Origin of the sequence: Methylocystis sp., from assembly GCF_050246715.1 — a bacterium.
GTDB lineage: Bacteria > Pseudomonadota > Alphaproteobacteria > Rhizobiales > Beijerinckiaceae > Methylocystis.
On record NZ_JBFWVN010000001.1, the window covers coordinates 16711 to 40719 of the forward strand.

Below are 24009 nucleotides of genomic sequence, written 5' to 3' on the forward strand. Positions count from 1 at the left end.
GCCGCGTCAAACACTGCGCAGTAATCCTTTCGCCGGCCGCAGCGCGGCATAGACAGCCAAAGCGCGGTGATTTTACCCAATTGCGAGGATAAGTGAGCGCGACTGAACCCGCCGTCACGCCGGAACTGGCCGCCGCCCACGGCCTCAAGCCTGATGAATATGAGCGCATCCTGAAACTCATCGGACGCCGACCGAGCTTCACCGAGCTCGGCATATTCTCGGCCATGTGGAACGAGCACTGTTCCTACAAATCCTCGCGCATTCATTTGCGCAAGCTGCCGACCAAGGCCCCCTGGGTGATTCGCGGTCCGGGCGAGAACGCTGGCGTGATCGACATCGGCGACGGCGACGCCTGCGTGTTCAAGATGGAGAGCCACAACCACCCCTCGTTCATCGAGCCCTATCAGGGCGCGGCGACCGGGGTCGGCGGCATCCTGCGCGACGTGTTCACCATGGGCGCGCGGCCGATCGCCTGCCTCAATCTGCTGCGGTTTGGGCGTCCGGCGCATCCCAGGACCCGCCAGCTGGTCGCGGGCGTCGTCGCCGGAATCGGCGGCTATGGCAATAGTTTCGGGGTGCCGACGGTCGGCGGTTCGACCGAATTCGACGCCTCTTATGACGGCAATATTCTCGTCAACGCCATGGCTGTCGGGCTGGCGCGCGCCGACGGGATTTTCTACTCGGCGGCCGCCGGGGTCGGCAATCCGATCGTCTATCTTGGCTCCAAGACCGGGCGCGACGGCATTCACGGGGCGACCATGGCGTCGGCGTCCTTCGAGGAGGACGCCGAGGAAAAACGCCCAACCGTGCAGGTCGGCGATCCCTTCTCGGAAAAGCTGCTGCTCGAGGCCTGTCTGGAGCTGATGGCCTCGGGCGCGGTCATCGCCATTCAGGACATGGGCGCGGCCGGCCTCACCTCCTCGGCGGTGGAGATGGGGGCCAAGGGCAATCTCGGCATCGACCTCGATCTCGACGCCGTGCCCCGCCGCGAGGCGGGCATGAGCGCCTATGAGATGATGCTCTCCGAGAGCCAGGAGCGCATGCTCATGGTCCTCAAACCCGAACTCGAGGAGCAGGCCGGGGCGATTTTCAAGAAATGGGGCCTCGATTTCGCGATCATCGGCAAGACCACCGACACGCTGCGCTTCGTCGTCAAGCACAAGGGCGAGGTGAAGGCCGACCTGCCGATCAAGGAATTGGGCGACGAAGCGCCGGTCTATGACCGACCCTTTACGCCGACGCCCAAACAGCCAGCGCTCGACCCGGCGTCGATCGAACCGCCGCTGTCCAATCGCGAGGCGCTGCTCAAGCTCCTCTCGACGCCAAACCTCTGCGCCAAGCGCTGGGTCTGGGAACAATACGACCACCTCATTCTCGGCAACAGCGTGCGCGCTCCAGGGGGCGACGCCGCCGTGATCAGGATCAAGGAGGGTTCGAAAGGACTGGCGCTGACGACCGACGTGACCGCGCGCTATTGCGCCGCCGACCCCTATGAAGGCGGCAAGCAGGCGGTCGCCGAGGCCTGGCGCAACATCACCGTGCGAGGCGCGACGCCGCTGGCGCTCACCGACAATCTCAATTTCGGCAATCCCGAGCGGCCTGAATATATGGGCCAATTCGTCGGTTGCCTGCAGGGGATCGGCGAGGCCGCGCAAGCCCTCGATTTCCCCATCGTTTCCGGCAATGTCTCGCTTTACAACGAGACCCAGGGCGCCGGCATTCTGCCAACCCCGGCGATCGGCGGCGTCGGGGTCATCGCCGATGTCGCCAAGGCGGCGCAGACCGGCTTCGCGCGTGAGGGCGATGCGATCCTGCTGATCGGCAAAACCACGGGCTGGCTCGGCCAGTCCGCCTATGCGCATGATCTCTGCGGGCGCACAGAGGGCGCGCCGCCGCCTGTCGATCTCGCCGCCGAGCGCCGGAATGGCGACTTCGTGCGGGAACTGATTCTTTCGGGGCGCGTCGCGGCGGCCCATGACCTCGCTGACGGCGGCCTCGCCGTCGCGCTCGCCGAAATGGCGCTCGCTGGCGGAATGGGGGCCGAAATCAGGGATATCCCCTCTGGCCCCCCACACGCCGTGCTGTTCGGCGAAGATCAGGCGCGTTATCTCGTCGCCGTCCCGCCGGGCGAAGCCGCCGAGGTCGTTCGCGAGGGGGCGGCTGCGGGCGTGCGGGTCCAGGCGATCGGGCGCGTCGGCGGCGACGCCTTGATCCTACCCGATGAGGCCCCGATATTGCTGACTGAGCTGCGCAGGGCGCACGAAACTCCGCTGCCGGCCTTTATGGCCGGCGATGACGATGCGTTTTCGGGCGCTTCCCCGACATAGGTGTCACAACATGCCAATGCCCGCCGCCGAAATCGAGCGTCTCATCAAGTCTGCTATCCCCGATGCGCAGGTGGAGCTGACCGCGCTGGTCAATGACAACGACCATTGGGCGGCGACGGTCGTCTCCGAGAGCTTCCGGGGCCTGACCCGCGTCAAGCAGCATCAGATGGTCAACGCCGCTTTCGGGGCTCGCCTCGGCGGGGAACTGCATGCCTTGCAGCTGACGACGCGGACGCCATAAATTCTCCACCGGCGCCTTGAACGCCGCAACAAAGGCAATCGACATGTCAGACGACGCCAACGCCCGCATCAAAAGCGAAATCGAATCCTCCGACGTCGTGCTCTTCATGAAGGGCACGCCGCAGGCGCCGCAATGCGGCTTCTCCATGCAGGTGGTGCAGATTCTCAATCACCTTGGCGTGCCCTATAAGGCGATCAACGTGCTCGCCGACGGCGCGATCCGCGAAGGCATCAAGGCCTATTCGAACTGGCCGACGATCCCGCAGCTTTACGTGAAGAATGAATTCATCGGCGGCTGCGACATTACCAAGGAAATGTTCCAGAGCGGCGAACTTGTCGCTTTGTTCGACAAGGAAGGCGTGCCTCACGCCCAGACCGCGAAGGCCTGAGCTTTCTTTCCACGCCGCAGGCGAGTGCTGAGCGTCGCTTTCCTTGAGCGACGCTCGTTTTTTCTGGATATCATAATGTGGCGAGCGCTAGATCGCGCTGCATTTGGGCGGAATCGCCCACATGCAGATAACGTGATCGATTCAAAAAGATTAGAGCGTGCTCCGCGCGAAAAACCGGTTCCCGCTTTTTCGCAGCGCGCTCAGATGCAGCGGCCGGGAACGTTGCGCGGCGCGCTTTCGGACGGTTTCGCCAGGACGACGCAACAATGACGGCGCTTCCGCTCGCTTTGACGCAAGGCGATCCGTCGGGGATCGGACCCGAGCTCGCGCTGATGGCCTATGTCGAGCGTCGCTCGCACGATCTGCCGCCGTTTTTTTTGCTTAGCGACGCTGCCTTCATTGCTCGCGTCGCGGTCGATCTCGCGCTTGAAATAGAGATTGAAAACACCAGCGTCGCGCATGTCGGCGACGTCTTTTCGCGGGCCCTGCCTGTCGTGGATATCGGTTGCGAAGTCGCCGGCCTCCCCGGCGGTCCCGATCCCGCGGACGCGCGATCAACGATAAGGTCCATCGAACAGGCGGTCGACTGCGTCGCGAGCGGCGAAGCCCGCGCCGTCGTCACCAATCCGATCGCAAAATCGATTCTCTATAAGGCCGGATTCAAACATCCAGGCCACACTGAATTTCTGGCCGAACTCGCGCATCGCCATTATGGCGGCGATTATCGCGCGGTGATGATGCTGTGGTCGCAGGAATTGGCGGCAGTTCCGCTGACGATTCACATTCCGCTAAGCGATGCGCCCAAATGTCTGACGCGCGACTTGATCGTTGAGACGGGCGAGATCGTCGCGCGGGACCTGAAGACGCGCTTTAATATTGCAAAGCCCCGCCTCGCTTTTGCGGGGCTCAATCCTCATGCCGGCGAAGCCGGCGCGCTCGGCCGCGAGGAGATCGAAACAATAGCGCCGGCGATCACCGAATTGCGCGCGCGCGGCGTCGATGCGTCTGGACCTTTTCCCGCCGACACGATGTTTCATGCGGCGGCCCGTGCGAAATATGATGTGGCCCTTTGTCCGACGCATGATCAGGCGCTGATTCCGATCAAGACGCTCGCCTTCGAGCGCGGCGTCAATGTCACGCTCGGCCTTCCCTTCGTGCGCACCTCGCCCGATCATGGAACGGCGTTCGACATCGCCGGCAAGGGAATCGCCGATCCGACGAGTCTCATCGAAGCAATCAAACTTGCGGGACGCATGACGTAAGTGGCCGACGCGCTCCCGCCTTTGCGAGATGTCGTCGCCCGCTATGGACTCGACGCGAAGAAAACGCTCGGGCAGAATTTTCTGTTCGATCTCAATCTCACCGCGCGCATCGCCCGCGCCGCCGGACCGTTCGACGATACGACCGTCGTCGAGATTGGTCCCGGCCCCGGCGCTCTGACGCGGGCGCTGCTCGCGCAGGGCGCGCGCGTCATCGCGGTCGAACGCGACACGCGCTGTCTGCCGGCGTTGGAGGAGATTTCTGCGCATTATCCCGGCCGATTGACGCTCGTCGAAGGCGATGCGCTGGAGATGGATGTCGCCGCGTTCATACGGACTAGCGCGGCTGTCATTCCCGACGCTCGTGAAACGAGCGATCGGGAATCCAGGGCAAATTCCGACAGCGCCTTCGCTCTGGATTCCCGATCAGGCCTTCGGCCTGTCGGGAATGACAGCCGTGGCGCTGCCCGCATCTGCGCGAATCTTCCTTACAACATCGCGACCGCTCTGCTGACGAAATGGATCGAGGCGGAGCCCTGGCCCTCGGTCTTCGATCGCTATGTGCTGATGTTTCAAAAAGAGGTGGCGCTGCGCATCGTCGCGACGCCGAAAGAGCGCGCCGATTACGGCCGGCTCGCGGTGCTGTGCGGCTGGCGAACGAAGGCGCGCATACTCTTCGACGTATCGCCCGCCGCTTTCACGCCGCCTCCGAAAGTGACGTCTTCCGTCGTCGAGCTTGCACCAAATCCGACGCCGCTCGACTGCGAGCCGCGGGCTCTGTCGCGCGTCACGCAGGCCGCCTTCGGCCAGCGCCGTAAAATGTTGCGTCAGAGTTTGAAATCGCTTGGCGTCGACGCCTCGGCGCTGCTCGCGGCCGCCGGGATCGACGGAACAAAACGCGCGGAAGAAATCGATGTCGCGGGCTTCGTGACGCTTGCGCGGGAATTGTTGCGCATTGAGGGATGAAGCAACATCCGCACGTATTTCCGCGAAGGAAATTTCAGAGGAGCCAAGGCCGCCGGGCGGAATGACGGATATGAATTATTTCGATCGTTTCTCCCTGAACGCGATAGAAGATCCTATAGGCGGATTTCGGAACGAATTTGACGAATATTCCTGGCCGTTGGGTTCGCATGCCAATGGCCGGGTTATCGACGATGACACGGATCGCGTCACTTAGTCTTGCGGCGACGAGTCGCTTCGCCTGCGGAGAGCGTTCAGCGAGATAGGCGAATATTGACGCAAGGTCGCGCTTCGCGGCCAGCGCATAGCGAATTTTTACGCCATGAATTTCTTCCACAGCGCCGCCATCTCTTCAGCCGAGGCGAAGTCGCCGCGCTCGGCCTCGATCAGCCCCTCCAAAATCGCCGCCTCTTCCTCAGGCGTCATCACATACTGGCCGGTGCGCGCCGCCTCGATCTCGCGCGCGGCCTCGGCCAGAGCCTCCTGGTCCTCGGCCGGCCAGTTCTCGATCGCAGGCAGCATGTGCTTGAGAGCGCTGATCATGTTCACAGCATAGCAGGAAAAGGATCGGCGGCGAAGCGACCGCAGCTCATTCGCTCAGCAATTGTGCGACGAATTGCTCGATTTCCTGGTCGCGCCTTGGCCGCCGCTGCCGCTCGGCGCGCAGGATAGCGATCAGATCGTCGAAGGCGCGCTGCAGATCATCGTTGACGATCACATAGTCGTAATCTTTCCAGCGCGCGATTTCCTTTCGCGCATTCTCCAGTCGTCTCTCGATCACATCGCGCGAATCTTCCGCGCGTCGCTCCAGCCGCGCGCGCAATTCGTCCATCGACGGAGGCAGGATGAAGACGGTGACGGCGTCGGCGCCCATTTTCTCGCGCACCTGACGCGTGCCCTGATAATCGATGTCGAACAGGCAGTCGCGCCCTTGCGCCAATATGTCTTCTACCGGCGCGCGCGGCGTGCCGTAAAAATTGCCGTGCACCTCGGCCCATTCCAGCAATTCGCCGGCGTCGCGCATCGCGACAAAACGTTTCTGCGAAATGAAGCTGTAATGAATGCCGTCGACCTCGCTCGAGCGCCGCGCCCGCGTCGTCACCGAAATCGACAGCGTCAGATCGAGCGCGCGATCCTGCAGCAGCATCCGCGTCAGAGTCGTCTTGCCTGCGCCGGATGGTGAGGAAAGAATGAGAACAATGCCGCGGCGGTGGATCGGATTGGCGGGCATGATTTTTCGGACGCGAATAGTGAGTGGTGAGTAGTGAGTAGTGAGTGGCGATCCCTCTGTCCACTCACTACTCACTATTCGCCGCTCACTCGATATTTTGAACCTGCTCGCGCAATTGCTCGACCTCGATTTTGAGTTCGAGCCCGATCGCGGTGAGCCCCGTGTCGTTCGATTTGGCGCAGAGCGTATTCGTCTCTCGTCCAAGCTCCTGCGCCAGAAAGTCCAGACGACGACCGACCGGGCCGCCTGAGACAAGCAGTTTGGAAGCGCTCTCGACATGGGCTTTCAGACGATCGAGCTCCTCGCGTATGTCTCCCCGAACCGCCAGCAGCGCCGCCTCCTGGTGCAGCCGCGTGGGATCAAGCCCTTCGGCACTCTCCAAGAGTCGGGCGAGCTGCTGTTTCAGCCGCGCGCGAATCGCCTCCGGCTGGCGCGCCGGCGCGGCGTCGGCCTGCGCCGCGAGCGTCGAGATGCGATCGAGCCGCCGCCGAAGAACCTCCGCCAGAGCTTCGCCTTCCGCCCGGCGCGAGGCGATCAGCGCGTCGAGCGCCTCGTCGAGGGATTGGAGAATGCGCGCCTCAAGCTCGGCGCGTTCCGCTTCCGAGAGCTCCGGCTCGACAATCTCGACGACGCCGCGCACCGCCAGCAGACCGTCGAGCGTCGCGGGTCCGATATTGGCGGGCGGCGGCCGTTCGGCGAGCGCCGCGAGAAGCGCGTCGAGGGCAGGACGATTGAGACGGGCGATCTGGCTTTCATCTTCGCGCCTTGCGGCAAGATTGGCGAAAATCGACCCGCGCGCGAGTCGCGCGGCGATTTTTTCTCGCGCCTTGATTTCGACCGAGTCGAAATCCGGCGGCGCGCGCAGACGCAGATCAAGCCCCTTGGCGTTAACGCTCTTAAGTTCCCAAGCGTAGCGGAAAGAGGCGACGGCGCCCTGAACGCGGGCGAATCCCGTCATGCTGTGAAGGCTCATGTGCGGTGGCGGCTCCGGAAAGGCGGATTGGCATGCGGCTACGCCGCGCCGAACCTCACTACTGCCGCAACCTGCTTACCGCAATTCGGGGGTCGAAGGCACCGTCTTTGACGAGGTGAGGTCCCAGCTCTTGTCGCGCAGCGGGTCGAGCGGAGTGCCTTCTGAGGCGTCGAAAGCCCTCGGACGAAAGGGACGACCGCCTGTCGGCGCCAACGCCATGGCTCCTCGAGGCGGCGCATCCTCCTCGGCGGCGTTTCGCGAGAGCGTCTCGGGCAATTCATCGGAACCTGCCGCAAGGCCCAGCCGCGCCGCGCGCGCGCGCTGCTCGGCGCGTTGCGCGGGAGATACTGGATAGCTGGCGACGTCCGAACCATCGTCAGGCGGCGCGTCCGGACTTTCGCGCGAGTAGGTGGTCATGTCCGGATTGAGCCTCTCCTCCCCTTCCTCGGCGTCGGATGGCGGCGGGCGCTGCGCGAACAGCGACGGATCGAACAAGGCCTTGACCGGCGGCTGCGCCGATTCCTCGGTAAAGAAGGGCCGCGCCGGTCTTAGACGGACGAATTCGGCTGCATAGGCTTGGGAGCGGTCGCCATGGCCGCCAAGGAAAAAATCGGCTTCGGCGTAAGCGAATTTGCCGAGTCGATGGGTCGCGCCATCATCCGCGGCCATCGCCCTGCCCGGCGGATAGTCTTCGTGACGCTCGGAGAGCGCGACGAGTCGGCCGCGGGGCGCCTCGGTGCGCTTATCGGGCTTGGGCGCTGGCGGCGCCGGGACTCCTGGCGCGGCGCGATCGGGCGTGTCCTCGTTCTTTTCCTTCTCTATACGGCGCCAGTTCTGGACGTTGCGCGAATGCTGGTCGAGGGATTCGGAGAAGACATGACCGCCCGTGCCGTCGGCGACGAAATAGAGATCGCGCGTCGGCGCCGGATGCGCCGCCGCTTCAAGCGCAGCCCGGCCAGGGTTCGCGATCGGTCCGGGCGGCAGACCGTCGATCGCATATGTGTTGTAAGGCGTCCATTTCTCGATTTCGGCGCGCATGATCGGCCGACCGAGCGTCGCCTTGCCGCCGACGAGGCCGTAGATGATTGTCGGGTCCGACTGGAGGCGCATGCGCTTGCGCAGCCGATTGACGAATACGGCGGCGACGCGAGGACGCTCCTCGATCTTGCCGGTCTCTTTTTCAACGATCGACGCCAGCGTCACCAATTCATACGGCGTGCGCAACGGCAGGTCGGGCGCGCGCTTCGACCAGATCACTTCGAGCGTCTTGCGCTGATCTTCCTGCATCTTCGCGACGAGGCGCGCCCGCGGATAGCCGCGCGTGAATTTATAAGTTTCGGGAAGCAGAACGCCTTCCTTTGGCAGGTCAACGACATCGCCCGCGAGCAGGTTGGCCTCTTTCAGCTTCTGCACGATCTGCTCCGAGGTGAGGCCTTCGGGGATCGTTACGCTGTGCAGGATTTGGCGGCCGGAGGCGATCTGATCGATCACGTCGCGCAGGCTGACGTTTTTCTTGAACCCATATTCGCCGGTCTTCAGCTTGCCGAACTTGCCTTCGAGAACGAGGCCGAGCTGCATGAGCGCCGGACTGGCGATGACGCCTTCGCGTTCAAGCTGAGAAATGATTTCGATCAGGTCGCTGCGCGGCGGAATATAGACGACCTTGTCGGCGGCGAGAGGGCCCGGCGCTTTCATCTTATGCACGACAGCCACGAGTCCGAAGGCGCCGGCGACCACTGCAACGAGCAGGAAACTCAAGAAGCCGCTCACCACCGAAAGCGTGCCCTCGCGACGCTTCTTGCGCTTTTTTGGCGGCGGGGCGGGCTGCGGCTGCGATGCCTGCCTGGCGGCCTGCTGCGTGGGCCGCTGGAAAATGCCTGACCGAGCAGCGTCCGGCTTCGCGGCCGAACGCGGGCCGGGCGCGCCAACCGACGGCGCTTCGGCCCTTGGCGAGAGCGGCGGCGGCGCGGCGATCGTCACCCGCGCTGTCGATGCCGGTCCCGCCGATGGCGCTGGAGCGCGCGCCGAATTGGCTTCGGCAGGCACCTTATCACCGGGGGCGTCCGACGCTTTCGCCAAAGACGGCGCGTTTTGCGTCGAGGGCGCGGGCGCGGCGGCTGCGACAGGTTCGACAGGCGTCGCCAAAGCGGGCGGCGTTACTTCAGCGGCTGGCGCGACAGGGGCTTTCGGCGGCTCGAAGCGAGGCGTTTCAACCCTGACAGAAATTGGGGGAGAGACGGGCGACGCCGGCGCGGCGGGCGTCACTGCTCCTACATGAGTCGCGGAAGCGGGCGGCGTAACTTCAGCGGCTGGCGCGGCAGGCGCCTTCGGCAGATCGGAGCGCGGCGTTTCCGCCCTGGCCGAAATCGGCGAAGCGATCGGCGACGTCGGCGCGGCGGGCGTCACTGCTCCTACAGGCGTCGCGGAAGCGGGCGGCGTAACTTCAGCGGCTGGCGCGGCTGGCGCCTTCGGCGGCTCGCAGCGCGGCGTTTCCGCCCTGGAGGAAATCGGCGAAGCGATCGGCGACGCCGGCGCGGCGGGAGTCACTGCTCCCACAGGCGTCGTCGAAACGGGCGGCGTAACTTCAGCTGCTGTCGGCGCGGCAGGGGCCTTCGGCGGCTCGAAGCGAGGCGCTTCCGCCCTGGCGGAAATCGGCGGAGCGATCGGCGACGCCGGCGCGGCGGGCGCCACTGCGGCTACAGGCGTCGCCGAAGCGGGCGGCGCAACTTCAGCTGCTGGCGCGACAGGGGCCTTCGGCGGCTCGAAGCGAGGCGTTTCCGTCCTGGCGGACGTCGGCGGAGCGACCGGCGCCGCGGGCGCAGGCGCGGCGGTAGATTTTACAGAGGGCGGCGGAACCGGCTTGGCGATGTCGGCGGGAAGCGCGGCAGGAGCTACGGAGGCTTCGCTGAGAGGCGGAGCCACCTTTGAGATGATCGGCTGCATTGGCGGCTCAGCCGGCGCGGACGCGAACGGCGCGGGCTTCCCCGCCGGCGCTGGAGCTGGCGAAACTTCGCCCTGCGGCGCAGAGGATTTTTGAACGGATGCGCCCGACGCGGACTCTAAAGCAGCCGCCCCGGCGACCGGCGCAGCTGATTCCGCTCCTGGCGCCTTGGCCGGTTCGGCTGGCCGCGATGCGCCAGCGTCGGCTGGCTTTTCGGGCGCGCCTGTTTCGTCCGCTTCGCTCATCGCACCAAGCCCATCAAAAAGCCGAAGATTTCGCGCGGCCAATTTACCGGGGACTTACACTATGCCTCATTGTGGCGAATTCAGGAACGCGCCGCTTCAGCCAGCGCTCCTTGGGCATAACGCGGTCCAAAATTGGCGCGCGGTTTTGGGCGCGCTCAAGCCGCGCGGCGAAACAGGAGCGAAGCGTTCGTGCCGCCAAAGCCGAAGGAATTCGACAGCGCGATATTGATTTCCTTCGCGCGCGCCTTGTGGGGCACGAGATCGATCGCCGTTTCGACTGAAGGATTATCGAGATTGCGCGTCGGCGGCGCAACATTGGCCTGCATCGCCAGGATTGAATAGATCGCCTCGACGGCCCCTGCGGCGCCGAGCAGATGGCCGATCGCCGATTTGGTCGACGACATGGCGAGCTTGGGCTCGACATTTCCGAGGAGACGCTCGACCGCCTTGAGTTCGATCTCGTCGCCGAGCGGCGTCGACGTGCCATGGGCGTTGACGTAGTCGATGTCCTCGACCGACACGCCTGCGCGCTTCAAGGCCGCTTTCATACAGCGATAAGCGCCGTCGCCGTCCGGCGTCGGCGCAGTGATATGATAGGCGTCGCCCGACATGCCGTAGCCGATCAGCTCGGCGTATATTTTCGCGCCGCGCGCCTTGGCGTGCTCATATTCCTCGAGCACGACGCATCCGGCGCCTTCGCCGAGCACGAACCCGTCGCGATCCTTGTCGTAGGGGCGCGAGGCGGCTTCGGGACGATCGTTGAAGGCGGTCGACAGCGCACGGCACGCGGCGAAGCCGGCGACGCCGATACGATTGACCGGCGATTCGGCGCCGCCCGCGACCATTACGTCGGCGTCGCCCATGGCGATGATGCGTCCAGCGTCGCCGATCGCGTGCGTGCCTGTGGCGCAGGCCGTCACCACCGCATGGTTAGGGCCCTTGAGACTATGCATGATCGACACATAGCCGGCGGCAAGATTGATGATTCTGCCAGAGACGAAGAAAGGCGAAACGCGACGCGGCCCCTTCTCTCGCAAGGTGACGGAGGTTTCGTATATGCCGCCGAGGCCGCCGATGCCTGAGCCGATCAGAACGCCGGTGGTTTCTTGCTTCTCCGGCGTATCGGCGACCCATCCGGCGTCTTTGAGCGCCTGCGTCGCGGCGCTTGCGCCATAGATGATGAAATCATCGACCTTGCGTTGCTCTTTTGGATCGAACCAGTCGTCAGGATTGAACGACCCATTCTTGCCGTCGCCGCGCGGCACGACCGCGGCGATCTGACAGGCGAGATCGGAGACCTCGAATGTGTCGATACGCTTGAAGCCGCATTCCCCGGCAGTGAGACAGCGCCAGTTCGTCTCCACGCCGCAGCCCAAAGGAGATACGACGCCAAGACCGGTGACGACCACCCTGCGCATGGCTCTACTCTCGACCCTTATAGTTGTCGAAAACGCCAGCGACGGCGAACCCTCGGGAGAGGAGTCGCCGCACGCTTGGGCCTCGTTCGGTTCGTCAGGCGGCTTTCGCCTTTTCCAGGAACTTCACCGCATCGCCCACGGTGAGAATAGTCTCCGCGGCGTCATCGGGAATCTCGACGCCGAATTCTTCCTCGAAAGCCATGACGAGTTCGACGGTATCGAGCGAATCGGCTCCCAGATCGTCAATGAAATTCGCTTTGTCGACGACCTTGTCGGCTTCAACGCCGAGATGCTCGACAACAATCTTTTTCACGCGCTCGGCGACATCGCTCATTTTATTTGATCCCTGTCTGCGTTTAGGCGCCTCTCGCGCCTTATGGCGACCTGAAGCGAGCCGTCTGGCGCGCTCCATGATCGCCATTCATCCCTTTAACTTGTAACCGCTCGCCGACCGGCCCTGATGTGCGCAAGACGTCTGGCGGCTTGGCTTCCGGGTTGAAATCGCGGCGACGCCGCCCCTCAGCGGCGAGGGTCTGGTAGCATACTTCCCCGAACATGGCGAGAGGGGGCGCGTGGCGTTGCGACGCGAGTTTTCTATGATGCTTTGCAGAGCACAAACTCGGGCGATTGGCTCAAAAACATCAAATCATCGCCATGCCGCCGTTGACGTGCAGGGTCTGCCCGGTGACGTAGCCCGCCTCGACGCTCGCCAGATAAACGCAGGCGGCGGCGACGTCGGCTCCGGTTCCAAGCCTTCCAGTGGGGACCATGCGCAGGATCGATTCCTTCTGCGCGTCGGTCAGCGCGTCGGTCATCGGGCTTTCGATGAAGCCCGGCGCGACGCAATTGACGGTCACGCCGCGCGAGGCGACTTCGGCGGCGAGCGATTTCGACATGCCGATCATGCCGGCCTTGGCGGCGGCGTAATTGCCCTGCCCGGGATTGCCGGTCACGCCGACGACCGAGGTGATCTGAATGATCCGGCCGAAGCGCTTCTTCATCATGCCGCGCAGCGCCGCGCGCGACAGGCGGAAGGCAGACGTCAGATTGACGTTGATGACGGCGTCCCAGTCCTCGTCCTTGAGGCGCATAAACAACATGTCGCGGGTGATGCCGGCGTTGTTGACGAGAATGTCCAACCCGCCCATCGCCGCCTCGGCCGCCGGCACGAGCTTCTCGGTCTCGTCCTTTTGCGAAAGATCGCAGGGCAAAATATGCGTGCGGCCGTTCAATTCGCCGGCAAGCGCCTCGAGCGCGTCCTTCCTCGTGCCGGAAAGCGCCACGGTCGCGCCGGCCGCATGCAGCGCGCGCGCGATCGCCGCGCCGATCCCGCCGCTCGCGCCCGTGACCAGCGCCGTCTTGCCGTTAAGATCGAACATGTTCCCTTCTCCTCCCGCTCGATAACGCGAGCCTTATAGCTCAGTTGGAGGGAGTGGCCTTTTTTCAGCCGCGGTTCAACGCCACAGGTCGGCGCTCTGGCGCGGCGGGGACTTCGGTGAAGCTGGCCAGAAGCGGGAAAAATCGGGGCAAGCTCGGCTTCGTTTTCGCAAACGTCGGATTCGAGACTGAATTGCCCAGATTGAGCATCGGAAAACGCCCAAAATTCCGATGTGACCCAACTGCAACAGTGGAAATCTTTTGGCTCTTTCAGGCCTGATTTTACGTTCTGTTTGTTGTTTCCCGCGATATTTTTGACCACACTCCGCCGTGCTTGGGGGTCAGCGTCCTCGAACGTCCGAAAGAGTCACAGGACTGACGCGCACCTATTAATTTAAGTTGGCTCGAACTGAAGGATAGAGAGATGAAGACAGCGATCTCGGCCCTGGCTCTGGCGACGGCGCTTTTCGCCGGCGCTGCGAGCGCCGCCGACCTCCCCTCCCACAAGGCGCCTCCGCCTTATATCCCCCCGCCGCCGATCATGACCTGGACCGGGTTCTACGCCGGTCTTAACTTGGGCGGCGGCTTCTATGCCAACAACTCGTCCAATCAGGGCTGGAACTGGGGCTGGAACAACGGCAACAACAGCAGCGGCGGCGTCGTCGGCGGCGGTCAGATCGGCTACAACTTCCAGGTCACGCCGATGTTCGTTATTGGCGCCGAGACCGACTTCCAGGGCACGAGCATCGGCTCTGGCGGCGGCAACAACAACTGGTTGTTCGGCTTCGGGCCGTTCGGCGGCGGCGGCGCTGCGGCGCGCATCAACTGGTTCGGCACGGTCCGCGGCCGCGTCGGCATCACGCTGCTGAGCCCGCAACTGCTGGTTTACGGCACGGGCGGCTTCGCCTATGGCGAAGTGCAGCGCAACGGCTGGTGGAACCAGAACTCTGCGGTGCAGACCGGCTGGACGGCTGGCGGCGGCGCCGAGTGGATGTTCTTCCCGAATTGGTCCGCGAAGGTCGAGTATCTGTATACGCAGATCAGCGGCACCGGGAACAACAACAACTGGGGCTGGGCGTTCAACCCCGGCTGGGGCCTCAACAATGTTAATAACCGCACGCGCTTCCACACGATCCGCGCCGGCATCAACTACCACTTCAACTTCGGCTCTCCGGCGCCGGTGTTGGCCAAGTACTGAGTTTGCCAATCGGCTTCACTGCCGAGGGAATGGGCCCGGTCCTCGCGACCGGGCCTTTTCTTTTGTCTCCTTTTCGGACCGTTACGCGAAGGCGCGATAGGCGTCGAAATCGGCGGGCGAGCCGACCGATATCCCGGCGGCCTGCGGCGCGATGCGCTTCAATAGGCCCGCCAGAACCTTGCCTGACCCGCATTCGACGAATTTCGTCACGCCGTGATTGGCCATATAGGCGACGCATTCCCGCCAGCGCACCGCGCCGGTGACCTGCTCGACGAGCAGGCGACGAATCGCCTCGGGATCCGTAACCGGCTCAGCCGTCACATTGGCGACCACCGGCGCACGCGGCGCGCCGATCGCCGCGCCGGCAAGCGCCTCGCGCATCGCGTCGGCCGCGGGCTGCATCAGCGCGCAATGGAAGGGCGCGGAGACCGGCAGCAGCACCGCCCGCTTGATGCCCTTCTCCTTGGCGATGTCGATCGCCTTTTCGATCGCTCCCTTGGCGCCCGAGAGCACAACCTGTCCCCCGCCATTGTCATTAGCGACCTGGCAGACGCCAATCGCCGCCGCTTCCTGCGCGATGGCGCGCGCTTGGTCGAGTTCGGCGCCGAGCAGCGCCGCCATCGCGCCCTCGCCGACTGGAACCGCCTTCTGCATGGCGTCGCCGCGGATGCGCAGCAGCCGCGCGGTGTCGGAGACGGTCAAGGCCCCCGCGGCCGCAAGCGCCGAATATTCGCCGAGCGAATGGCCCGCGACGAAGGCCGCGTCCCGCGCCAGATCAAGGCCGCATTCGGCCTCCAAGGCGCGGATCGCCGCGAGCGACACCGCCATCAGCGCCGGCTGGGCGTTGGCGGTCAGCGTCAGCTCGGTTTCGGGGCCTTCGAACATGAGCGTCGAAAGCGGTTGCGACAGAGCGTCGTCGACTTCGGCGAAAACCGCGCGCGCCGGCTGAAAAGCGTCATGGAGCGCCTTGCCCATGCCGACCGCCTGAGAGCCCTGACCGGGAAAAATGAAAGCCTTCGCCATGCTTAACCGCCCCCGCTTTTTTTAATTATGCCGCCGCGAGTGGCATTGCATGGTCCGCCGTGTCAAGTTGGCGCTCGCAAAGCGCTGGAGCGGGAGATGAGCCAAAAGACATGCGATTGCGGCGCGGGACGCTTTGATCGACGCAGCGCGCTGGCGACGATGGGCGCCGGTTTCGCAACCGCCTTCGGCGCCGCGCCGGCGCAGGCCTCGGCGAAGCCCTCGCCGCTCCGACCTGAGGACGAGGGCTACATGCGGCTCGCGCTCGCGGAAGCCGCCAAGGGCGACTTCCCCTTCGGCGCGGTGATCGTGCGCGAGGACAAGGTGGTTTCGACCGGGCGCAATATGGGCGTCGCCAACAATGATCCGACGGCGCATGGCGAGATGGTGGCGATCCGCCGCTTCGTCGCCGACAATCCGGCCAAGGAACTCAAAGGCGCGACGCTTTATACGTCAGGCGAACCCTGCCCGATGTGCATGGGCGCGATCGTCTGGTGCGGAATCGGCCGCGTGGTCTTCGCCGCGTCGATCGCGCAATTGTCGAAACGAATAAGCCAGATCATGATCACCAGCATGGCCGTCGCGAAAGCCGCGCCCTTCGCCGACATCGAAATCACTGGCGGCCTGCTCGCGCCGGAAGCGCTGGCGCTGTTCGACAAAAAAAGCATTCACAGCGAATAATCTTTGGTTCGATCAAGCAGGGCATTTCGCTGGCGAACGCCTGCGGCGCAGAGTCTCAAGCGGGAGTTCGAACGCTTGCGTTCGCCAAGGGCCCCTCTTTCTTGAAAGAAGGGCCCCAAGTCTTGGAACCAGCTCTAGGCTAGGCGTCTTGCGAAATGTCGCGAACACGCCCTCGCGCCTTACGAGCGATAGTCAGACGAGCGATGGGCGTTGCTAGGCTGGGAGGACGATCTGCCCTTGCCCCAGTTGCGCTTTTGCTTGAGGCATCCGTTGCCGAACGTGCCCCAAGACGCTGGATTATTCTTGCCGCAACGCCAAGAGAGGGTGGCGTTCTGGACAGATTCATCCGGCGCCTTCAGCGAAGCGCCGATCGGCGCGGCGTTCGCGTCAACGCTCAGAGAGCCGGCCGCAATGGCGGCTGCAAGAAACAACGCAGTCTTCATGACATTTCTCCCGATACGAGGTCCACAACGTCGGCTGCGAACGCGAATGTTCGCTGCAAACGTTCGTCTTGCGATTTCAAGACGCGACTGACTTATGGCGCGCAACGCCGCGCGGCTGTGCGGTCCCACACGAAGGCGACGATGTTTCCGGTGGCGCGAAGTCCAGGCAATCGGCGCGCATATCGCGGAAGCGCGCGCCCACTCCGAATAAAAAAATTGGAGCCCCACACTGTAGCGGCAGGCGGCGAAACTATTCGAATGGGAACGCCGCTCCGTGCGACGCAGAGCATAAAGCTCGCTGCCGCGTACGACGTTTTTCTGCAACAAAGAAATATCGCGCGACGCCTGAGCGACGCCGGCACACCGATCGTCTGTTCTAATTTCTGGGAATTGAATTATTCGACCTGCCGCGCGGTATGCCGGTCTTGGCTCCGTCCTTGTTCGTATGCATGAAGGAGGAAAGATTGCCGGACTCCGCCTGATCGCTGATGCCCTGCGGAATGGCCTTTTTGCCGTGCGGAATGGCATTTTCAGCGGAAGCGGCTCCAGCCGCCGCGATCAACAGAAGACCGCCGGCCAGCAACGAACTGATTTTTCGGATAGCCATCGACCCACTCCCTTTCGTCATGCCGTTTTGCGCCCCGTCAGCGCATCATAGGCATGAGGCGACATTTCTGGAAATGCGGACCGAGACCCATCGCAGGGCTCAGAATCCAGCTTAGCGAGGCGTCATCTCAACGCGTCATGGCCGCGCTTGTCGCGGCCATCCACGCGACGACGCGCAGCAAATGTGAAAACATGAGCCGAACATGCCGTCTCAGCGCGAAACATTTCGAGATGTCCCGGCGTGGATAGCCGGGACAAGCCCGGCCATGACGGCTGAAATTGAGCTGAAATTGATCCGAGTTCGGAGCCCTGAAGCCATGCGTCGAACCTAATTGCCTGCCCGCTCCCTTACCAGCTCCTCCACCACTCCAGGATCGGCGAGCGTCGAGGTGTCGCCCAGCGCGCCGAACTCGCCTTCGGCGATCTTGCGCAAAATGCGCCGCATGATCTTGCCGGAGCGCGTCTTCGGCAGGCCGGGCGCGAATTGCACGATGTCGGGCGTCGCGATCGGGCCGATCTCCTGACGCACCCAATGCACAAGCTCCTTGCGCAGATGTTCGCTCGGCGTCACGCCCTGATTGAGCGTGACGAAAGCGTAGATGCCCTGTCCCTTGATGTCGTGCGGATAGCCGACGACAGCCGCTTCCGACACTCTCTCATGCGCGACGAGCGCGCTCTCGACTTCCGCCGTGCCGAGGCGATGGCCGGAGACATTGATGACGTCGTCGACGCGGCCGGTGATCCAGTAATAGCCGTCGGAATCGCGCCTGGCGCCGTCGCCGGTGAAATATTTGCCGGGATAGGCGGAAAAATAAGTCTGCGCGAAACGGTCATGATCGCCATAGACGGTGCGCATCTGTCCCGGCCATGAATCGGCGATAACAAGCAGACCTTCGCATTGGCCTTCGAGCACATTGCCGAGCGGATCGACAATCTCCGGCGCGACGCCGAAGAAGGGCCGCGTCGCCGAGCCCGGCTTGAGATCGATCGCGCCGGGCAAAGGCGAGATCAGCACGCCGCCGGTCTCGGTCTGCCACCAAGTGTCGACGATCGGGCAGCGGCCTTCGCCGACGATTCGATGATACCATTCCCATGCTTCGGGATTGATCGGCTCGCCGACCGAGCCGAGCAGACGCAGCGACTTGCGGCTGGTTTTTTTCACCGGCCCTTCGCCCGCCGCCATCAGCGCGCGAATCGCGGTCGGCGCGGTATAGAAAATATCGACCTTGTGCTTATCGACGATTTCCCAAAAGCGCGACACGCTCGGATAATTCGGCACGCCTTCGAACATCAAGGTCGTCGTGCCATTGGCGAGCGGGCCATAGACGATATAGCTGTGGCCGGTCACCCAACCCACATCAGCCGTGCACCAATAGACGTCGCCGTCGCGATAGTCGAAGACGAGCTCATGGGTGAGCGACGCATAGACAAGATAGCCGCCGGTCGTATGCATCGCGCCCTTCGGCTTTCCGGTCGAACCCGACGTATAAAGAATAAACAGCGGGTCCTCCGCCTCCATCTCCGCATAGGGACAATCGGCGTGCATACGCGCCGCTTCTTCCTCATAGCGGAAGTCGCGGCCAGGCTGCATGTCGATGTCGGCGCCGGTGCGCGTCACGACGATGACCGTCTTTGCCGAAACCTTGTCGAGCGCGGCGTCGACATTGGCTTTCAGCGGAATCTTCTTGCCGCCGCGCATTCCTTCGTCGGCGGTCACGATGACGTTCGATTCCGCATCCGCAATGCGTCCGGCAAGCGAATCGGGTGAAAAGCCGCCGAAGACCACCGAATGAATCGCGCCGATGCGCGCGCACGCGAGCATCGCGAAAGCGGCTTCGGGAATCATCGGCAGATAGATGGTGACGCGATCGCCTTTCTTGACGCCATGCTTCTTGAGCACATTGGCGAAGCGGCAGACTTCCTCATGCAGCTCGGCGTAAGTGATGTGGCGCGAGACGGAAGGATCGTCGCCTTCCCAGATGATCGCGGTTTGATGCGCGCGCGCCGGCAGATGCCGGTCGATACAATTCATCGCGACATTGGTGGTGCCGTCCTCGAACCAGCGGATCGAGACATTATGCGTATCGAAGCTTGTGCGCTTCACCATCGAAAAGGGCGTGATCCAGTCGATGCGCTGCGCCTGCTCGGCCCAGAAGCCCTCCGGGTCTTTGATCGAACGTTCATAGAGCCGGCGGTAGCTCTCTTCGTCGACTCGCGCGTTCTTCTTCCAGTCGTCCGGAACGGGGTAGATTTTCTGCGACATTCGTTTCTCCGTCCGTCAGCCGTCAGGCCGGGCTTGGCCCGGTCCTCCACGTCCTTATGGCGAAGCGAAACGGAAATCTACAACACGGCGCGATGTCTCGGCGTGGGCGCCCGCGATAAGCACGGGCATGACGCGCGTGGGGGTGAACTGCGCGTTCACCCCTTCCCGGTGCGGGCGAGCTCCACATTATGCTGCATGCGCCGAACCATGAGCCGCATGAGGTAAAAGCCGAATTGCGGAGTCTGCGCCGCGAGCTGCAGCAGATCGTCATAACGCACGCAGAGCAGCTCGACGTCGGTCGCGGCGACGGCGGTGGCGGTGCGGCGATTTTCATTGGTGAACATGCCCATCTCGCCAAACAGCGCGCCGGGTTTCAGCGTCACGTCAGGCTCGCGCAGATAGATGTCGCCGCGCACCAAAAGATAGGCTTCCTCCGACAGATCGCCCTTGCGATGCAGAACGAAGCCCTCGGAAAGCTTGAGCAGCTTCATATAGGGGCGCAGCCATTCGAAATCGAAATCCTCGGAGGCTGCGGCGCGAATGTCCTGGACGAGCCGCTGCATCTGCCGCAGCCGCAGCACATTGACCGGCACCAGAAAGGCGTTGAGCGCAAAGAGCGGATAGAGCCCTTTGAGAAAGAAATAGAAGGCGAACAGCGCATTGGCGAGGATCGCCGCGATGCGCAGCGGGATCATGGTGTTCGACACATAGACGAACACGCTCGCCGCGGCGGCGAGATAGCCGACCGCTTCGACCGGCCAGTTGTAATTTTGCGGGATCAGATGCTGCAGGATCATCTCGAGAGCAACATGGCGCGTATTTCTGACATGTTAGCAGAAGGCCGCGCGCCCGCGCGACTGCGGGCGCCGCGACGGCTCGGGACGCGGCGCTTTGCGGCCGACCGGCCGATTTGCTACATGAGCCCGGAGCATTATCGCGCTTGGCCCGAGGAAAATGGAAAAATTCGTCACGCTGACCGGCGTCGCCGCGCCCCTGCCGATCATGAACGTCGATACGGACATGATCATCCCGAAGCAATATCTCAAAACCATTCAGCGCACTGGCCTCGGCAAGGGGCTGTTCTCGGAGATGCGCTATCGGGACGACGGCTCCGAGAATCCCGATTTCGTGCTGAATCAGCCGGCCTACCGCCAGGCCAGCATTCTCGTCGCCGGCGACAATTTCGGCTGCGGCTCGTCGCGCGAGCACGCCCCCTGGGCGCTGCTCGATTTCGGCATCCGCTGCGTCATCTCGACGAGCTTCGCCGATATTTTCTATAACAACTGCTTCAAGAACGGGATTTTGCCGATCACGGTCAGCCAGGCGGCGCTCGACAAACTCGTGGACGACGCCAGCCGCGGCGCCAACGCCACATTGACCGTCGACCTTGAAGCGCAGGAGATTCGCGGGCCGGATGGCGGCGTGATCAAATTCGAGGTCGATCCGTTTCGCAAACATTGTCTGCTGAACGGACTCGACGATATCGGTCTGACGCTCCAAAAGGCCGATAAGATCGACGATTATGAAATGCGGGCCGCGGAAAAACGCCCTTGGGCGTGAGGGGGACTCGCGGCGCGGAGACACGCACCACATATTTGCGAAGCGGCGCTCATCGGATAGAGCACCGCTAACGATTCCAAACCTGGGATGCAAAGAGCGACGGACAAGGCGCGCTTGACCTATATTTCCGCCCTTTCGACGCATTTTCGCGCCGCCGGCCGGTCGCTGGCGCGGCTCGCCCAAGGCGTCCGCCGGTCGCGGAAACCGGACGAAATCGCCGAAAGCCGATGGCTCGACGCCGGCGCCCAAAATTTAGGCGCAGACGCCGAAGAGGCGACGCGCGAAAAGGACTTCTGGGGACCAGCGCCCACGCTCCAACAGGGCGAGCCGGCGGGCTTCGAGCCGCATGCCGCCTACCGGGAGCCCGCCGGATTCGACGGCCAGGGCCTGCTGTCGATCCATAATCTGGCGAAATCCTATAAATCGCGCCGCGTCGTGGAGGATGTGAGCCTTCATGTCGCGCGCGGCGAGGCGGTCGGCCTGCTGGGCCCGAACGGCGCCGGCAAGACCACCGTCTTTTATATGATCACCGGACTGGTGAAGCCCGACAGAGGCGTGATTTCGCTCGACGGCTACGACGTGACGCCGCTTCCCATGTATCGGCGCGCGCGGCTTGGAATCGGCTATCTGCCGCAGGAGGCTTCGGTGTTCCGGGGACTCTCGGTCGAAGATAACATCCGCGCAGTGCTCGAGATCACCCAGCCGGACGTCAAGAAGCGCGAGGAGGAGCTCGAGGCGCTTCTGGAAGAATTCCGTCTCACCCGGATGCGCCAGACGCCGGCCGTGGCGCTTTCGGGCGGCGAAAGGCGGCGATGCGAGATTGCCCGCGCCCTCGCCGGCCACCCCTCTTTCATGCTGCTCGACGAGCCCTTCGCCGGCATCGATCCCATCGCCGTCGGCGGGATTCAGGACCTGGTGCGGCATCTCAAGGCGCGCGGCATCGGCGTGCTGATCACCGATCACAGCGTCCGCGAAACGCTCGGCCTCACCGACCGCGCCTATATTATTTACAATGGCCATGTGCTAACCGAAGGCGCGCCCGAGGAAATCGTCGCCAATCCGGACGTGCGGCGCATCTATCTTGGCGAAGATTTCCGCATGTAGCGACCCTATGACGCTGTTTTTTCAGGTCGCTTCGCTCGCCAGGGACAATCCGCATCACTGACTAACGCTTGGGCACTTTGCTTGACGTAACGCTGCTTTTTTGGCCCTGTGCATGCTCGATCGAAGTGATATAAGCAAAAACCGGGCCGCAGATAGGCGGTCGGAAGCGTTCGCGTGGATCGGGCGAAATGGCGATTTCCACCAAATTGATGATGCGTCAGGGCCAAGCCCTGGTGATGACGCCGCAGCTGCTGCAGGCGATCAAGCTGCTGCAGTTCTCGAATGTCGAGCTTTCCGCCTTTTTGCATGACGAGCTTGAGCGCAATCCGCTGCTCGAGGCGCAGGAAGGCGATGGCGGGGTCGACGTGGCGGAGCGCTCGGGCGATGAGTCGGGTGCCGAAGCCGCCTTTGAAGGGCCTCAGGAAGGCGACTGGGCCCGCCAGGACCTTGCCGTCGACTCTGCGACGCTGTCGGCCGATCTTGGCGCCGACATGAGCAACGCCTTCGAAGCCGAGGGCCCCACGGTCGGCGGCGAGCAAGCGCGCGACGAAGCCCCTGACGGCGCAGGTCTTTCCGCCACGTCATGGACGGGCGCCGCGGGCGGCGGTTCGGCCGACGGCGAAGCGCCCAATCTCGAAGCCTATGTCGCGGACCGGCAGAACCTGCATGAGCATCTCGCCGAACAGCTGGCGCTTGCCTGCCCCGATCCCCGTCATCGAATCATCGGCCAGGCGGTCATCGACGGAATCGACGAAAGCGGCTATCTGCGCGAGGACTTAGGCGAGATCGCCGACCGTCTCGAGGCCGACAGAGCCGAGGCCGAGCGCGTCCTCGCGATCATCCAGACTTTCGACCCTTCCGGCGTCGGGGCGCGCGATCTGGCGGAATGTCTCGCGATCCAGCTCAAGGAGCGCGATCGCTACGATCCGGCGATGCAAACGTTCATCGCCAACCTGCCGCTCGTAGCGCGCCGCGATTTTGCGCAGCTCGCCAAGCTTTGCGGCGTCGACCATGAAGACATTGCGGACATGGCGGCGGAGCTGCGCCGGCTGGAGCCCAAGCCCGGGCGGGCCTTCGGCGGCGCGCCGATCCAGCCGCTCGTCGCCGACGTCATCGTGCGCGGGGCGGCAGACGGCGGCTGGCACGTCGAACTCAACGCCGACGCGCTGCCGCGGGTGTTGGTCAACCACAGCTATGCGGCGCAGGTCAGCGCCGCCGCCACCGGCGCCACGGACAAGAGCTTCATTTCGAATTGTCTGCAGAACGCCAACTGGCTGACCAAGAGCCTCGAACAGCGGGCCCGAACGATTCTGCGCGTCGCCTCCGAAATCGTGCGCCTGCAGGACGCCTTCCTCGCGCATGGCGTCGAACATCTGCGTCCGCTGAACTTGCGCACGGTCGCCGACGCGATCGGCATGCATGAATCGACAGTGTCGCGGGTGACGTCGAACAAATACATGATGACGCCGCGCGGCGTCTTCGAGCTCAAATATTTCTTCTCCGCCTCGATCGCGACGACGAGCGGCGGCGCGGCGCATTCGGCTGAGGCGGTGCGTTTTCGCATCAAGCAGATGATCGATCGCGAAACGCCCGACGATATTCTTTCGGACGACGCCATCGTCGAGCGACTGAAGGCGAGCGACATCGACATCGCAAGGCGCACGGTGGCAAAATACCGCGACAGCCTGCGGATTCCGTCTTCGGTCGATCGGCGCCGCGCCAAGCTTGGGCAGGCGCGTATCGCAGCCCATTAATGTGCGATGACCGAACG

Annotated in this window: 24 protein-coding genes; 11 read left to right on the forward strand and 13 right to left on the reverse strand. The window is 63.5% G+C overall.

Going from position 1 to position 24009, the window contains the following annotated elements:
• The first annotated feature begins 92 nt into the window (after window positions 1-92).
• From purL to AB7I51_RS00105, 5 genes are all read left to right on the forward strand, one after another.
• Window positions 93-2327 carry a phosphoribosylformylglycinamidine synthase subunit PurL gene (gene purL / locus AB7I51_RS00085; RefSeq protein WP_428402914.1) on the forward strand — a complete coding sequence of 745 codons (2235 nt, stop codon included), beginning with the start codon at window positions 93-95 and terminating at the stop codon, window positions 2325-2327.
• Window positions 2328-2337: 10 nt separating this feature from the next.
• Window positions 2338-2568 (forward strand): BolA family protein, encoded by a 231-nt coding sequence (locus AB7I51_RS00090; protein ID WP_428402913.1) that lies wholly within the window; start codon window positions 2338-2340, stop codon window positions 2566-2568.
• A 43-nt stretch (window positions 2569-2611) separates the two neighbouring features.
• Window positions 2612-2956, forward strand: coding sequence for a Grx4 family monothiol glutaredoxin (gene grxD, locus AB7I51_RS00095; protein WP_428402912.1), 345 nt, complete (start codon window positions 2612-2614; stop codon window positions 2954-2956).
• A gap of 266 nt (window positions 2957-3222) precedes the next feature.
• Window positions 3223-4218, forward strand: a complete 996-nt coding sequence (pdxA, locus tag AB7I51_RS00100) for a 4-hydroxythreonine-4-phosphate dehydrogenase PdxA (protein ID WP_428402911.1) — start codon at window positions 3223-3225, stop codon at window positions 4216-4218.
• Window positions 4219-5181: a ribosomal RNA small subunit methyltransferase A gene (locus AB7I51_RS00105; protein ID WP_428402910.1), complete on the forward strand. Its 963-nt coding sequence runs from the start codon at window positions 4219-4221 to the stop codon at window positions 5179-5181. It abuts the gene before it with no gap.
• A 34-nt stretch (window positions 5182-5215) separates the two neighbouring features.
• Here AB7I51_RS00105 and AB7I51_RS00110 read toward each other — a convergent pair whose 3' ends face one another.
• The 5 genes from AB7I51_RS00110 to mltG form a co-directional block, all read right to left on the reverse strand.
• On the reverse strand, window positions 5216-5515 hold the full coding sequence (locus tag AB7I51_RS00110; RefSeq protein ID WP_428402909.1) for a type II toxin-antitoxin system RelE/ParE family toxin: 300 nt from the start codon (window positions 5513-5515) through the stop codon (window positions 5216-5218).
• Window positions 5494-5721, reverse strand: a complete 228-nt coding sequence (locus tag AB7I51_RS00115) for a hypothetical protein (protein WP_428402908.1) — start codon at window positions 5719-5721, stop codon at window positions 5494-5496. Before AB7I51_RS00115 ends, AB7I51_RS00110 begins: the two co-directional genes overlap by 22 nt.
• A 46-nt stretch (window positions 5722-5767) precedes the next feature.
• The gene (gmk, locus tag AB7I51_RS00120; protein ID WP_428402907.1) at window positions 5768-6409 is read right to left on the reverse strand and encodes a guanylate kinase; all 642 of its coding nucleotides are present in this window, start codon (window positions 6407-6409) and stop codon (window positions 5768-5770) included.
• Between the two features lie 85 nt (window positions 6410-6494).
• Window positions 6495-7382, reverse strand: a complete 888-nt coding sequence (locus tag AB7I51_RS00125) for a YicC/YloC family endoribonuclease (protein WP_428402906.1) — start codon at window positions 7380-7382, stop codon at window positions 6495-6497.
• A 75-nt stretch (window positions 7383-7457) separates the two neighbouring features.
• Window positions 7458-9152 (reverse strand): endolytic transglycosylase MltG, encoded by a 1695-nt coding sequence (gene mltG, locus AB7I51_RS00130; protein WP_428402905.1) that lies wholly within the window; start codon window positions 9150-9152, stop codon window positions 7458-7460.
• Between the two features lie 103 nt (window positions 9153-9255).
• On the opposite strand from mltG, the gene AB7I51_RS00135 reads away from it, so the two are divergent.
• Entirely contained in the window at window positions 9256-9660 is a 405-nt protein-coding gene (locus AB7I51_RS00135) for a hypothetical protein (RefSeq protein WP_428402904.1), read from the forward strand.
• Between the two features lie 1063 nt (window positions 9661-10723).
• Here AB7I51_RS00135 and fabF read toward each other — a convergent pair.
• The 3 genes from fabF to fabG form a co-directional block, all read right to left on the reverse strand.
• Window positions 10724-11986 (reverse strand): beta-ketoacyl-ACP synthase II, encoded by a 1263-nt coding sequence (gene fabF / locus AB7I51_RS00140; RefSeq protein WP_428402903.1) that lies wholly within the window; start codon window positions 11984-11986, stop codon window positions 10724-10726.
• 94 nt (window positions 11987-12080) lie between these two features.
• Entirely contained in the window at window positions 12081-12320 is a 240-nt protein-coding gene (locus AB7I51_RS00145) for an acyl carrier protein (RefSeq protein ID WP_014891668.1), read from the reverse strand.
• A gap of 307 nt (window positions 12321-12627) precedes the next feature.
• Window positions 12628-13365, reverse strand: coding sequence for a 3-oxoacyl-[acyl-carrier-protein] reductase (fabG, locus tag AB7I51_RS00150; RefSeq protein ID WP_428402902.1), 738 nt, complete (start codon window positions 13363-13365; stop codon window positions 12628-12630).
• A 422-nt stretch (window positions 13366-13787) separates the two neighbouring features.
• Here fabG and AB7I51_RS00155 point away from each other — a divergent pair, with 422 nt between their 5' ends.
• A complete protein-coding gene (locus AB7I51_RS00155; protein WP_428402901.1) occupies window positions 13788-14561 on the forward strand; it encodes an outer membrane protein in 774 nt (257 codons plus the stop codon).
• Window positions 14562-14642: 81 nt separating this feature from the next.
• Here AB7I51_RS00155 and fabD read toward each other — a convergent pair whose 3' ends face one another.
• Window positions 14643-15584 carry an ACP S-malonyltransferase gene (gene fabD, locus AB7I51_RS00160; protein ID WP_428402900.1) on the reverse strand — a complete coding sequence of 314 codons (942 nt, stop codon included), beginning with the start codon at window positions 15582-15584 and terminating at the stop codon, window positions 14643-14645.
• 96 nt (window positions 15585-15680) lie between these two features.
• On the opposite strand from fabD, the gene AB7I51_RS00165 reads away from it, so the two are divergent.
• A complete protein-coding gene (locus tag AB7I51_RS00165; protein ID WP_428402899.1) occupies window positions 15681-16262 on the forward strand; it encodes a nucleoside deaminase in 582 nt (193 codons plus the stop codon).
• A 179-nt stretch (window positions 16263-16441) separates the two neighbouring features.
• On the opposite strand, the gene AB7I51_RS00170 is transcribed toward AB7I51_RS00165, so the two are convergent.
• The 4 genes from AB7I51_RS00170 to AB7I51_RS00185 form a co-directional block, all read right to left on the reverse strand.
• Complete coding sequence (locus AB7I51_RS00170; RefSeq protein WP_428406090.1) at window positions 16442-16705, reverse strand: hypothetical protein; 264 nt, start codon at window positions 16703-16705, stop codon at window positions 16442-16444.
• A gap of 376 nt (window positions 16706-17081) precedes the next feature.
• The gene (locus AB7I51_RS00175; RefSeq protein WP_428402898.1) at window positions 17082-17312 is read right to left on the reverse strand and encodes a hypothetical protein; all 231 of its coding nucleotides are present in this window, start codon (window positions 17310-17312) and stop codon (window positions 17082-17084) included.
• 327 nt (window positions 17313-17639) lie between these two features.
• Window positions 17640-19574 (reverse strand): acetate--CoA ligase, encoded by a 1935-nt coding sequence (acs, locus tag AB7I51_RS00180; RefSeq protein WP_428402897.1) that lies wholly within the window; start codon window positions 19572-19574, stop codon window positions 17640-17642.
• A 155-nt stretch (window positions 19575-19729) separates the two neighbouring features.
• Window positions 19730-20371, reverse strand: a complete 642-nt coding sequence (locus AB7I51_RS00185; RefSeq protein ID WP_428402896.1) for a Crp/Fnr family transcriptional regulator — start codon at window positions 20369-20371, stop codon at window positions 19730-19732.
• 157 nt (window positions 20372-20528) lie between these two features.
• Between AB7I51_RS00185 and leuD the strand changes: the two genes are divergently transcribed.
• From leuD to rpoN, 3 genes are all read left to right on the forward strand, one after another.
• Window positions 20529-21134: a 3-isopropylmalate dehydratase small subunit gene (gene leuD, locus AB7I51_RS00190; RefSeq protein ID WP_428402895.1), complete on the forward strand. Its 606-nt coding sequence runs from the start codon at window positions 20529-20531 to the stop codon at window positions 21132-21134.
• A 114-nt stretch (window positions 21135-21248) separates the two neighbouring features.
• Window positions 21249-22238, forward strand: coding sequence for an LPS export ABC transporter ATP-binding protein (lptB, locus tag AB7I51_RS00195; protein ID WP_428402922.1), 990 nt, complete (start codon window positions 21249-21251; stop codon window positions 22236-22238).
• A gap of 188 nt (window positions 22239-22426) precedes the next feature.
• Complete coding sequence (gene rpoN / locus AB7I51_RS00200) at window positions 22427-23992, forward strand: RNA polymerase factor sigma-54 (protein WP_428402894.1); 1566 nt, start codon at window positions 22427-22429, stop codon at window positions 23990-23992.
• Window positions 23993-24009 lie beyond the last annotated feature (17 nt).